General features: G+C 45.4%; 9 protein-coding genes. 2 read left to right on the top strand and 7 right to left on the bottom strand.

Features of this window, described 5'->3' with window-relative positions; genetic code table 11:
• Positions 1–51: 51 nt before the first annotated feature.
• Positions 52–2460, top strand: a complete 2409-nt coding sequence (locus H9L11_RS03510; RefSeq protein ID WP_005380050.1) for a N,N'-diacetylchitobiose phosphorylase — start codon at positions 52–54, stop codon at positions 2458–2460.
• 125 nt (positions 2461–2585) lie between these two features.
• Positions 2586–3998: a phosphoglucomutase/phosphomannomutase family protein gene (locus H9L11_RS03515; protein ID WP_005380053.1), complete on the top strand. Its 1413-nt coding sequence runs from the start codon at positions 2586–2588 to the stop codon at positions 3996–3998.
• Between the two features lie 156 nt (positions 3999–4154).
• Here the strand turns inward: H9L11_RS03515 and H9L11_RS03520 are convergent, their stop codons facing one another.
• The 7 genes from H9L11_RS03520 to acnB all read right to left on the bottom strand — a co-directional run bounded on the left by H9L11_RS03520 (position 4155) and on the right by acnB (position 12926).
• Entirely contained in the window at positions 4155–5186 is a 1032-nt protein-coding gene (locus H9L11_RS03520; RefSeq protein ID WP_005380055.1) for an ABC transporter ATP-binding protein, read from the bottom strand.
• Entirely contained in the window at positions 5186–6811 is a 1626-nt protein-coding gene (locus tag H9L11_RS03525) for an iron ABC transporter permease (RefSeq protein ID WP_025768193.1), read from the bottom strand. Before H9L11_RS03525 ends, H9L11_RS03520 begins: the two co-directional genes overlap by 1 nt.
• A gap of 99 nt (positions 6812–6910) precedes the next feature.
• Positions 6911–7924, bottom strand: coding sequence for a Fe(3+) ABC transporter substrate-binding protein (locus H9L11_RS03530; RefSeq protein ID WP_005386566.1), 1014 nt, complete (start codon positions 7922–7924; stop codon positions 6911–6913).
• Between the two features lie 152 nt (positions 7925–8076).
• Complete coding sequence (locus H9L11_RS03535; RefSeq protein WP_005386568.1) at positions 8077–9306, bottom strand: ammonium transporter; 1230 nt, start codon at positions 9304–9306, stop codon at positions 8077–8079.
• Positions 9307–9333: 27 nt separating this feature from the next.
• Positions 9334–9672 carry a P-II family nitrogen regulator gene (locus tag H9L11_RS03540; protein WP_005386570.1) on the bottom strand — a complete coding sequence of 113 codons (339 nt, stop codon included), beginning with the start codon at positions 9670–9672 and terminating at the stop codon, positions 9334–9336.
• A 188-nt stretch (positions 9673–9860) separates the two neighbouring features.
• Positions 9861–10229, bottom strand: a complete 369-nt coding sequence (locus tag H9L11_RS03545; protein ID WP_017635908.1) for a YacL family protein — start codon at positions 10227–10229, stop codon at positions 9861–9863.
• A gap of 99 nt (positions 10230–10328) precedes the next feature.
• Positions 10329–12926, bottom strand: a complete 2598-nt coding sequence (gene acnB, locus H9L11_RS03550; protein ID WP_005380009.1) for a bifunctional aconitate hydratase 2/2-methylisocitrate dehydratase — start codon at positions 12924–12926, stop codon at positions 10329–10331.
• Positions 12927–13177 lie beyond the last annotated feature (251 nt).

Raw genomic sequence — 13177 nt, forward strand, 5'->3', positions numbered from 1 at the left:
AGTTTTTAAATTTTGGCTGCTGATGCAGCTTCGTAAAAAGGAAAGACACAAATGAAATACGGCTATTTCGATAACGAGAATCGCGAATACGTCATCACTCGCCCTGACGTACCAGCACCATGGACCAACTACCTAGGTACTGAGAAGTTCTGTACGGTTATCTCGCACAACGCGGGTGGCTACTCGTTCTACAACTCTCCAGAATACAACCGTGTTACTAAATTCCGTCCAAATGCGACATTCGATCGCCCAGGACACTACGTTTACTTGCGTGATGATGAGACAGGTGATTACTGGTCAATCTCTTGGCAACCAGTTGCGAAGAGCCTAGACGAAGCAAACTACGAAGTTCGTCACGGCTTGTCTTACTCTAAGTTCAAATGTGAATACAGCGGTATTACCGCAACAAAAACTCTGTTCGTGCCAAAAGGCGAAGACGCTGAAATCTGGGATGTAGTGATTAAAAACACCTCTGACAAACCACGTACGATCAGTGCATTCTCATTTGTTGAGTTCTCATTCAGCCACATTCAATCTGATAACCAAAACCATCAGATGTCTCTGTACTCGGCAGGTACGGCTTACAACGAAGGCGTGATAGAGTACGACCTGTACTACAACACCAACGATTTCGAAGGCTTCTACTACCTAGCTTCAACATTTGCCCCAGATTCATACGACGGCCAACGTGACAGCTTCCTAGGCCTATACCGTGACGAAGCAAACCCGTTAGCGGTAGAACAAGGTAAGTGTTTCAATACAGCGCAAACTTGTTACAACCACTGTGGCTCTTTGCATAAGCAATTTACTATTCAGCCGGGTGAAGAAGTTCGCTTTGCTTACATTCTCGGTATCGGTAAAGGCAACGGAGAGCGTCTGCGTGCTAAGTACCAAGACCTTGCAGAAGTCGACAACGCATTTGCGGGTATCAAAGCACACTGGGATGAGCGTTGTGGCAAGTTCCAAGTGAAATCACCAAACGAAGGTCTAGATACCATGATCAACGCTTGGACGTTATACCAAGCGGAAACGTGTGTGGTGTGGTCTCGCTTTGCTTCATTCATCGAGGTGGGAGGCCGTACTGGTCTTGGTTACCGCGATACAGCGCAAGATGCAATCTCAGTTCCTCACGCTAACCCAGCAATGACGCGCAAACGTATCGTTGACCTACTGCGCGGCCAAGTAAAAGCGGGCTACGGTCTACACCTATTCGATCCAGATTGGTTTGATCCAGAAAAAGCGGATGTTAAACCATCTAAATCTCCAACCGTAGTTCCAACACCTTCTGATGAAGACAAAATTCACGGCATCGAAGACACCTGTTCTGATGATCACCTATGGCTAGTTCCAACCATCTGTAAGTACGTGATGGAAACCGGTGAGCACAGCTTCTTCGACGAAGTGATCCCTTACGCCGACGGTGGCGATGCAACGGTTTATGACCACATGAAAGCCGCGCTAGACTTCTCGGCTGAATACGTAGGTCAAACCGGTATCTGTAAAGGTCTGCGTGCAGACTGGAACGACTGTCTGAACCTAGGTGGCGGCGAATCTTCAATGGTGTCGTTCCTACATTTCTGGGCACTGCAGGAGTTCATCGACCTAGCGAAATACCTAGGTAAGGAAGCCGACGTTGAAAAATACACCGAGATGGCAGCAAACGTGCGTGAAGCGTGTGAAACACACCTTTGGGACGAAGAAGGCGGCTGGTATATCCGTGGTCTAACGAAAAACGGCGAAAAGATCGGTACAGCGCAACAAAAAGAAGGTCGTGTACACCTAGAGTCAAACACACTTGCGGTACTTTCTGGTGCGGTATCTCAAGAGCGCGGCGAAAAAGCGATGGACGCTGTCGATGAGAACCTATTCTCTGAATACGGCCTCCACCTAAACTCACCATCTTTTGCAACACCGAATGATGATATCGGCTTCGTAACTCGTGTTTACCAAGGCGTAAAAGAGAACGGTGCGATATTCTCGCATCCAAACCCATGGGCTTGGGTAGCTGAAGCGAAACTGGGTCGTGGTGATCGTGCAATGAAGTTCTACGATGCGCTAAACCCATACAACCAGAACGACATCATCGAAAAACGTATTGCAGAACCATACTCATACGTTCAGTTCATCATGGGTCGTGACCACCAAGACCACGGTCGTGCAAACCACCCATGGTTAACAGGTACGTCAGGCTGGGCTTACTTCGCTGTTACCAACTTTATTCTTGGTGTGCGTACAGGCTTCGATGGCCTAACTATCGATCCATGTATCCCAACGAACTGGCCTGGTTTCGAAGTGACTCGCCAATGGCTAGGAGCAACGTACAACATCAAAGTCGTTAACCCAGACTCAGTAAGCAAAGGCGTTAAGTCGATTACCGTGAACGGTGAAGCTGTAAATGGTGCATCTGTACCAGTTCAAGCGGAAGGTTCAGTAAACGAAGTTATCGTTACTCTAGGTTAATCATCTTTTGGGGGAGTCCTTCTCCCCTTTTGATTTATCCGGTGCATTTATGTTTTACAAGTGCATCGGTTCGCTAGCAAAGATTTAAGACGCGGTGGGATGCCGCTCTTATCGAGGATCGAATCATGATCAAATTTGGTACAGGCGGTTGGCGTGCATTTATTGGTGAGGAGTTCACCAAAGATAACGTACGCTTGGTTGCCCAAGCAGTTGCAAACATCACGAATAACGAATCGGTTGCTGATCGCGGTTTTGTGATTGGCTATGACCGTCGTTTTCTTTCCGATAAAGCAGGTCGTTGGTTCGCTGAAGTTCTAGCAGCAAACGGCATTATGGTTAGCTTTATCGACAAATTTGTCCCAACACCTATCGTAATGTTTAAAGCGAAAGAAATGGGCTGCGCATACTCGGCATGTATTACCGCATCACACAACCCTGCCGATTACAACGGCATTAAAGTCTTCATTGAAGGTGGTCGTGACGCAGATGAAATCATCACCCAAAAAATCGAATCACAAATAGACGCGCTCACTGCGCAAGATGTAAAAAGCGTCGACTTTGAACAAGCGGTTGAAGATAAGCTGATTGAAATCATCAATCCGATGAACGAATTCGTTGACTCAATCATCGACTTTATCGACATCGGAGCGATCAAGAAGGCGAATTTACGTGTTTTGATCGACCCAATGTTTGGTGTCGCGAAAAACGCACTGCAAACCGTATTAATCAACGGCCGCTGTGACGTTGATGTGATTAACGATGGCAAAAACCCAGACTTCGGTGGGTTAATGCCTTCGCCAAGCGCTGCAACACTCTACCGTTTGATGCACCTAGTGAAAGAGCAAGGTTACGATATTGGCATCGGTACTGATGGCGATGCGGACCGTCTTGGTATTATCGACGAAAAAGGTAACTTCATTCATCCAAATGAAGTTCTACTGCTGCTTTACTACTACCTACTTGAATACAAAGGCTGGAAAGGCTCCGTGGTACGTAACATCGCAACCACCCACCTTCTCGATAAAGTCGCCGAAGATCATGGCGAGAAATGCTTTGAGGTTCCTGTAGGCTTTAAGCACATCAGCTCCCAAATGGAAGCGGATGACTCACTGATTGGCGGGGAAAGCTCTGGTGGCCTAACCATTCGCGGCCACATCAAAGGTAAAGACGGCGTATTCGCATCAAGCCTATTGGTAGAAATGATTTCAGTAACCGGCAAGAAGCTGTCTGAGTTGCTGGATGAAATCTACGGCAAGTACGGCTATGCCTACATGGCAGAAGGCGATTGCAAGTTCAAACCAGCGCAAAAAGACGTACTGTTCAACAAGATTTATGTTGAAAAGCAGTTGCCTGAGTTCGAGTTTGAAATCGAAAAAGTCAGCTATGAAGATGGTGCGAAAGTCTACTTCAAGAACGGCGGTTGGATCATCGCTCGCTTCTCTGGCACTGAGCCACTGCTACGAATTTTTGCAGAGATGCAAGATAAGGACACTGCGGAACGTGTTCTTCAACAGTTTAAAGACTTCTTGTCTTTATAACTGAACCTTGTGCCCGCTTCGAGCACTATGATGAGAGTCAACGCTGTCTGAAAAGGCGCTCATCAACAGGAGAAGAGCACTTGCCCGGCTCCACAGCCGGGCTTTTTATTGTATGTTGGGAAGTCGTAAACGAGATAGAAAAGATACTCAGGAGCGTTAAGCAAATGCCAGGACGCCTTGCGTTTCAATTTTCACCGCGACGGACTCACCTATATTTAATGCTTGCGAAGCTGTAGCTAACAAACGGTCACCATTCGCGTTAATCACATAACGGCAGTGATCACCCATAAAATGCTGTTCCAATACGGTTACCGAACTATCTTCATCGGATTGAATTTGCACATGCTGCGGTCTTAGCAGTAAAGAGCACTCCGCCTGTACTGGAATATCTTGTTGAGCCGTGGCTTCAACCACGCCCAAGTGGGTTTCATATTCTGAATTCGAAACCCGTTTAGCAGCAAGGTAACTGCCACCACCTAAGAAATCAGCGACAAATTTACTTGAAGGCTGGTAGTAAAGCTCAGATGCTGTGCCATATTGCTCGATGACTCCATTGTTCATCACTGCCATTTTATCGGCGAAAGCAAAAGCCTCTTCACGGCTATGCGTAACAAAAATGGCAGTCACACCTTGGGCCTTAAAAATCTTACGGATCTCACTTATCAACTCATGGCGAACTTGCGTATCAATATTAGAAAACGGTTCATCAAGTAACAATAAGTCTGGGCTGTAAGCTAATGAGCGAGCAATCGCAACACGCTGCTGCTGTCCACCAGACAATTGATGAGGATAACGATCGCCATAACCTTGAAGATGCACGAGTTCTAACATCTCTTGAACTTTGGCATTTTTCTCTTTTGTCGAGCACTGCTTTAAGCCAAAGGCAATGTTTTGCTCCACCGTCAAGTGAGGAAAAAGTGCGTAATCTTGGAAAATCATCCCGATATTACGCTGTTCTGGCGGCAACCAGTTTTCCCCATCATCAATTGTGACGCAATTTAGACTCATTTCGCCTGACGTTAACGGCAATAATCCCGCAACGGCCTTTAATAGTGTTGTTTTCCCACAGCCACTGGCTCCTAGCAAACAGACAATCTGCCCTTGTTCTACCTCAAGAGACAATGATTCGAGTACAGTTTGATCGTCATATTGGCACGTTAGGTTTTTAATTGATAATGCACAGCTCATCAGTGATTTTGCTCCAGTGAACGGTTAACAACAACAAGCGGGATCAACCCAACAAGAACCAACAGAACCGCTGGCAAAGCGGCCAATTCTAAATGCTCATCCGAGGCGAAGTTATAAACGTATGTGGCTAGTGTTTCAAAGTTAAACGGACGAAGTAACAAAGCCGCATTAAGCTCTTTCATCGACTCGATAAACACTAATAAAGCCGCAATCAGTGCACCGCGCTTAACCAGCGGAAAGTGCACGCGCCACAGCATGGCATTGGGCTTACAACCCATAGTGCGCGATGCCATATCTAACGACGGAGAAATTTTATTTAAATTACTTTCGATACTACCAATCGCTACCGCGGAAAAGCGCACAACCATGGCAAATACTAGTGCGAACATGGAACCAGAAAAGATAAGTCCCGGCCTTCCCCACTCCATGGCTTTAGCAACATCGTTGACACGATGATCCATAAACAGCACAGCGACCATCACACCGATGGCTAGTACCGTTCCTGGTACTGCATAGCCCATAGAAGAAAGACGCATAAATGCCAAGCTTTCTCGTTTACCACTGACTCGATGGGTAAAGTTAACGATCAGTGCGACAGCAACACCAATAATCGCAGCAATAACAGACACAACTAAGCTATTCCATGCGTATTCACGAAACTCTGAGGTCCAACTCTGCGCAAAATAAGTGATCGCATAATCAATCAGCTGTAGTAGCGGCAAAATAAAAGCGACTGAAACCAAGCCCCAACACCAAACCAGTGCGGTCCACTTTTTCCAGCCCGTCAACTCGTAACGAAAATCTTCGTGACTGTTAAATTGGCTTTGAAAAAGCTTTTGTTTACGGCGGCTGTATCGTTCGGCACTAAGAAGCAGTACTACAATGACGAGCATCATGGCAGAAATCTTGGCTGCCGCATTAAGATTAGAGTACCCCAACCAAGTATCGTAGACCGCTGTGGTTAACGTATTCACCGCGAAGTAACTTACCGTACCAAAGTCACCGATGGTCTCCATTGCGACCAATGATAAACCTACTGCGATAGAGGGTCTTACTAACGGCATCGAGATGCGCCAAAAGCTTTCCCATGGAGAGCACTTGAGCAAACGCGCGCTTTGCAATAAAGAGACATTTTGCTCCATAAACGCAGCCCGGCACAATAAATACACGTAAGGATACAACACCAAAGCCAACACAAAGGTCGCACCAGGCAACGTACGAATGTCAGGGAACCAATACTCGCCAGGTCCCCATCCGGTTACATCACGCAAAAAGATCTGAATCGGGCCTGCAAAATCAAACCAATCAGTAAAAATATAACCAATGATATAACCTGGCATTGCAAGAGGTAGCACCAATGCCCACTGCAACCATTTTTCGGTCGGCAGTTTACACATGGCCATTATCCAAGCGCTTGGAATACCAAGAATTAAGGACAGCACCATTACGCCAACAGTTAGCGCAACCGTGTTAAAAATATAAGTCGGCATGACCGTTGCCATTAAATGAGCAAACAAATCATCCGTTTCACCAATTGCGGTGTAGAAGATCGCTAAGATCGGCAAAACCAGTAGCAGAGTTATTACCCCACTACTGGTTTTCCATAAAGAGTGTTTATCTTTCATCGCCTAATTACTGCAAGGCTGTATGAAATACAAATGCTGTTGCAAATACATCTCATATCCTTTAATCAAATGGGGGTACTGTTATACCCCCACAAGGAATTAAAGGTCAAATTTCACTTCATCTAATAGCTTAATTGCCGCTTCGTGGTTGGCTGCAATATCGTCTAGAGAAAGCTTGTCTGCTTTAAAGTCACCCCAAGATTCCACAAGCTCAGAACGCTTCACGCCTTCTTTAACTGGGTACTCGTAGTTAACTTCTGCGTACATTTGCTGCGCTTTGTCACCCGTTAGGAATTCCATTAGCTTCACAGCATTGTCTTTGTTTGGAGAGTACTTAGCCATCGCCATACCAGAGATATTCACGTGAGTGCCTGTAGTCTCTTGGTTAGGGAAGTTGATGTAAACTGCATCAGCCCAAGCTTTTTGCTCTTTGTCGTTAACCATTTTACCTAGGTAGTAGCTGTTACCCAGAGAAACATCACATAGGCCTTCTTTGATCGCTTTAACTTGTGCACGATCGTTGCCTTGTGGTTTGCGAGCAAGGTTTGCTTTCACGCCTTCTAACCACTCTTTGGTTTCTGCTTCGCCATTGTGAGCAATCATTGCTGAAACTAGAGAAACGTTGTACGGGTGCTTACCGCTACGAGTACAAATTTTACCTTTGAACTCTGGCTTAGCTAAGTCTGCGTAGTTGAAATCTGCGCCTAGTTTACCTACGCGATCACGTGATGAATAAACGCTACGAGAACGTAGAGTTAGAGCAAACCACTCATTCTCTTTATCTTGGTATTGAGCAGGTACGTTTTCTTCAATGATTTTGCTATCGACTTTCTGAACTAAACCTTTGTTTGTCAGTTCAGCTAGACGGCTGATGTCTGTCGTAAGAATAACGTCAGCAGGGCTGTACTCACCTTCTTGAGCTAGCTTTTCTGCTAAGCCTTTTTTAGCAAATTTTACGTTTACTTTGATACCAGTTTCTTTAGTGAACTCATTGAACATAGGTTCAACTAGGAAAGGTTGACGGTAAGAGTAGACGTTCACTTCTTCAGCAGCCATTGCTGTTGGAGCTAGAGTAGCGCAAGTTAGTGCTGAAAGAGTTAGCAGTTTTTTCATTGTTTAATCCTTTACCATGCTAATGATAACGTTTATCAGTTGCGTTATTATATGTATGTTCAATAAGAAGACAATGACGAATATTAAAAAACCTGCTCATCGGAGCAGGTTTTATTGTGTTAAGTGTGTAACCATTTATTACAAGCTAATGATTATTTCACCGTAACAAACTCTGGGTAAGCACCAACACCACAATCATGCATGTCCATACCTTCCATTTCTTCATCTTCTGTAACGCGAATCCCAACGGTCGCTTTCAAGATTGCCCACACAACTAGGCTAGCACCAAATACCCAAGCAAAGATAACTACGGCACCTAAAAGCTGTGCACCAAACGTTGCATCACCGTTGCTCAGTGGCACTACCATTAGGCCGAAGAAACCACACACACCGTGAACTGAGATAGCACCTACTGGATCGTCAATTTTAAGTTTATCTAGAGCAATGATACTGAATACTACTAGTGCACCCGACACCGCACCAATCGCAACCGCGTACAGTGGTGATGGCGATAGAGGGTCTGCAGTGATGGCAACCAAGCCAGCTAGCGCGCCATTGAGGATCATCGTTAAATCGGCTTTACCCCAAGTAGTTTTACAAACGAATAGCGCCGCAATTGCACCAGCAGCCGCTGCTGCGTTAGTGTTTAGAAAGATCTGACCTACCGCTGTAGCATTCTCAAAATCTGAAACCATCAACTGAGAACCACCGTTAAATCCAAACCAGCCAAACCAAAGGATAAAAGTACCCAACGTTGCCAAAGGCATGTTAGAACCTGGAATCGGATAGATTTCACCATTTTTACCGTACTTACCCTTACGCGCGCCAAGCAGTAACACACCAGCAAGAGCAGCAGAAGCACCTGCCATATGTACGATACCAGACCCCGCAAAGTCACTAAATCCAGCTTCTGCTAGGAAGCCTCCACCCCATGTCCAGTAGCCTTCCATTGGATAGATAAACGCAGTTAAAATCGCAGAGAAAATCAAGAAAGACCAAAGCTTCATGCGCTCAGCTACCGCACCAGAAACGACGGACATAGCAGTTGCAACGAAGACAACTTGGAAGAAGAAGTCAGACTCTAAAGAGTGGTCGGCCCCTTCACCTTGAGTACCAATTAGCGTACCAAATGAAGGTAACCAGCCTCCTTCTCCATTATCGACATACATGATGTTATAACCGACAATCAGAAACATCGTGCATGCGATGGCGTACAAACAGATGTTCTTCGTAAGAATTTCTGTTGTGTTTTTAGAGCGCACAAGGCCAGCCTCTAGCATCGCAAAGCCTGCTGCCATCCACATTACCAACGCACCGGAAATGAGGAAGAAAAAGGTGTCAAGTGCGTAACGTAACTCGGTTACTGTTGTTGTTAATTCCATAATAAGTATCTCCAATCCTTTGAATTCTTAAAGTGCTTCTGCGTCCATTTCGCCAGTTCGGATACGCACCGCTTGGTTCAGATCGTAAACAAAAATTTTACCGTCGCCGATTTTTCCGGTTTGCGCAGCTTTTGTAATTGCTTCAACAACGCGATCTACATTGTCTGCGTGAGTCGCGATTTCAATTTTCACCTTTGGTAGAAAATCGACTTGATACTCTGCACCGCGATACAATTCCGTGTGACCTTTTTGACGACCGAACCCTTTAACTTCTGATACTGTCATCCCTTCGATACCGACATCAGCCAATGCTTCTCGTACATCGTCTAATTTAAACGGCTTAATAATGGCATTGATTATTTTCATTGAGTTATCTCCGAAGCTTTCATCCTGAAACACTTCTTATAATCCAATCTACGTGCCAAGTTTTTAAGTTATTGAATAATAAAAACTAACCTCAATTTACATATCTATAAACAAAAAGGGCGCACCATATCGGTGCGCCCTTTTCACAAATTTAAAGCAACGGCAGAGAAGTTACCCAAAACTGTGCATTAAATGTTCAAAAAGTCTTTCCACTGTTCGATAAGTGCCATGAAATCCTCTATCCCACAACTTGCTGTACTTTCTGCATTGTAGAAGTCGAACTCACTTTCCATCTCGACATCATATTCATGGGCTAATGCGTTTTCTTGTACAAGAACTTCGTCGCCCTGAATCATCAAGCTAATTTCCGTGCCTGTAAGGTTATGCTCCTGAGAAGGCGCTGAAAATGACCGCTCAATTAGCTTTTCAACCTGTGCAATCTTCATCGGATCTTTACCAATTTCTTCTTGCAACCAGCGCCCTACAATCTCATGTCCCATGCTACATTTTACGTAGTACTCGCCCATCAACGTGTTACGAATGAATTCAAATTCCACCGAGATTGCCTATTTCGTATCAATTTGGTGCGAGTATAGCGAATTGCTCCCATAAAAAAAGCACCTCATGTGAGGTGCTTTTGAATTGTGCATTTCTGATTATGCCGGTTCTTGGAAGATCACTTCGTCCGCTTTCTTGGTGTATTGATCCATTTTATGGAAGTTCAAGTAGCGGTACGTATCCGTTGCCGTAGCGTCGATTTGCTTCGCGTATTCTAGGTATTCTTCTTTGGTTGGAATCTTACCTAGGATTGCACCTACTGCAGCTAGCTCAGCTGACGATAGGTAAACATTCGCACCAGTACCCAGACGGTTCGGGAAGTTACGCGTTGAAGTCGACATTACTGTTGATTTATCTGCAACACGCGCTTGGTTACCCATACAAAGTGAACACCCTGGCGTTTCAATACGAACCCCTGCACGTCCGAAGATACCGTAGTAGCCTTCTTCAATCAGTTGGTCTTTATCCATCTTTGTTGGTGGCGCTACCCAAAGGCGCGTCGCTAACTGGCCATTGAACTTATCAAGCAATTTACCTGCTGCGCGGAAGTGACCGATGTTCGTCATACAAGAACCGATGAACACTTCATCAATCGCTGTGCCTTGTACTTCAGACAACAAACGAGCGTCATCTGGGTCATTCGGTGCACATAGTACTGGCTCATTGATTTCAGCCATATCGATTTCAATCACATGTGCGTATTCAGCGTCTTTATCTGCTTGCATCAGCTCAGGGTTTGCTAGCCACTCTTGCATTGCAGTAATGCGGCGCTCGATAGTACGGCGATCACCGTAGCCTTCAGAGATCATCCACTTCAGCATCACGATGTTAGAGTTTAAGTACTCTTCGATCGACTCTTGAGACAATTTCACAGTACAACCTGCCGCAGAACGCTCTGCAGATGCATCAGAAAGCTCAAATGCTTGCTCAACCGTTAGCGTTTCTAAGCCTTCAATCTCAAGGATACGGCCAGAAAATTCGTTGATCTTGCCCGCTTTTTCTACCGTTAGTAGCCCTTGCTGAATCGCGTAGTAAGGGATGGCATGAACAAGATCACGCAGTGTAATACCCGGTTGCATTTCACCTTTAAAACGAACCAAGATTGACTCTGGCATGTCTAGCGGCATAACGCCTGTCGCAGCTGCAAAGGCAACCAAGCCCGAGCCAGCTGGGAATGAAATACCCAGAGGGAAACGAGTATGTGAGTCACCACCCGTACCAACAGTATCCGGCAGTAGCATACGGTTCAGCCATGAGTGGATAATACCGTCACCAGGACGAAGAGATACACCACCGCGGTTCATAATAAAGTCCGGAAGTGTATGGTGAGTGTTAACGTCTACTGGTTTTGGATAAGCCGATGTGTGACAGAAAGACTGCATGACAAGATCAGCAGAGAAGCCGAGACACGCCAAGTCTTTAAGTTCATCACGAGTCATAGGGCCAGTAGTATCTTGCGAACCTACTGTCGTCATTTTCGGCTCACAGTAGGTACCAGGGCGAATGCCTTCTACGCCACACGCTTTACCAACCATTTTCTGTGCAAGCGTGTAACCCTTGCCAGAATCTGCGATTTCACCAGGTTTACGGAATACGTCCGAAGGCTCAAGACCTAGAGACTGGCGCGCTTTGTCTGTCAAACCACGACCGATGATCAATGGGATACGACCACCAGCACGAACTTCATCAATCAGTACTTCTGTTTTTAGCGAGAACTCAGCTAGAACCTCACCAGTTTCGTGGTTGCAAACTTTACCTTCATATGGGTAAACATCGATAACATCGCCCATGTTGAGCTTAGTTACGTCAACTTCAATTGGTAGTGCGCCAGCATCTTCCATTGTGTTAAAGAAGATAGGGGCAATTTTGCCACCAAGCACATACCCACCAGCTCGTTTGTTTGGAACGTAAGGGATATCATCACCCATAAACCAAAGCACTGAGTTGGTTGCCGATTTACGTGAAGAGCCAGTACCAACAACATCACCAACGTAAACCAATTGATGACCTTTGTCTTTTAACTCTTCAATTTGCTTGATCGGGCCAATAGTACCCGGTTGATCAGGGTTTATTCCTTCACGCTCGTTTTTAAGCATCGCCAGTGCGTGTACTGGAATATCAGGGCGAGACCAAGCGTCAGGTGCAGGTGAAAGGTCATCCGTGTTCGTTTCACCTGTTACTTTAAATACGGTTAGAGTGACTTTTTCTTCAAGCTTAGGCTTAGAAAGGAACCACTCAGCATCAGCCCATGATTGAAGTACTTTCTGTGCATGCGCATTGCCTGCTTTCGCTTTCTCTTCTACGTCATAGAAAGCATCAAACATCAGCAGCGTATGAGACAGCGCTTTTACTGCGATCTCTGCCAGTGCTTCATCATCCAATAGCTCAACTAGCGGTTCGATGTTGTAACCACCTTGCATAGTGCCTAGCAGTTCAGCCGCTTTTTCACGACTCACTAATGGTGATTTAACTTCACCTTTTGCTACTGCTGTTAGGAAACCCGCTTTTACATAAGCAGCTTCATCAACACCTGGAGGGATACGGTTTTCAAGTAGGTCAAGAATGACTTCTTCTTCACCTTGCGGGGGATTTTTCAGAAGTTCTACAAGTCCAGCAACTTGTTCTGCGTCTAGCGGTTTAGGAACAACTCCTTCAGCAGCACGCTCTTCGACGTGTTTACGGTAGGCTTCAAGCACGACTTTTTCCTCTCATTGCGGTTCCTCCTCTATTATTACTATTGTTAAAGTAAAGGAGTGAACATCCTTGGAAACTTGGCTCTCCATTGCCCTTGTTTTCATTCAATTATGATTGAGAAACAGCGCCGTAGAGGCCAAACTGTGGGCAAAATAATAGCAAATTTAACCTTAAATTAAAATCTTATCATTTTGACCAACATAGCAACTTACGACTAAAGTTCTGCTAATTTTGACCAAATATGCCAAGTTTT

Origin of the sequence: Vibrio sp. sp1, assembly GCF_016920955.1 — a bacterium.
GTDB lineage: Bacteria > Pseudomonadota > Gammaproteobacteria > Enterobacterales > Vibrionaceae > Vibrio > Vibrio alginolyticus.

Bases quoted from the DNA above. Each gene is read 5' to 3' on its own strand.
- H9L11_RS03540 (WP_005386570.1), bottom strand. From the start codon at position 9,672: ATGAAAATAATCAATGCCATTATTAAGCCGTTTAAATTAGACGATGTA.
- H9L11_RS03530 (WP_005386566.1), bottom strand. From the start codon at position 7,924: ATGAAAAAACTGCTAACTCTTTCAGCACTAACTTGCGCTACTCTAGCT.
- H9L11_RS03535 (WP_005386568.1), bottom strand. From the start codon at position 9,306: ATGGAATTAACAACAACAGTAACCGAGTTACGTTACGCACTTGACACC.
- H9L11_RS03515 (WP_005380053.1), top strand. From the start codon at position 2,586: ATGATCAAATTTGGTACAGGCGGTTGGCGTGCATTTATTGGTGAGGAG.
- H9L11_RS03510 (WP_005380050.1), top strand. From the start codon at position 52: ATGAAATACGGCTATTTCGATAACGAGAATCGCGAATACGTCATCACT.
- H9L11_RS03525 (WP_025768193.1), bottom strand. From the start codon at position 6,811: ATGAAAGATAAACACTCTTTATGGAAAACCAGTAGTGGGGTAATAACT.
- H9L11_RS03520 (WP_005380055.1), bottom strand. From the start codon at position 5,186: ATGAGCTGTGCATTATCAATTAAAAACCTAACGTGCCAATATGACGAT.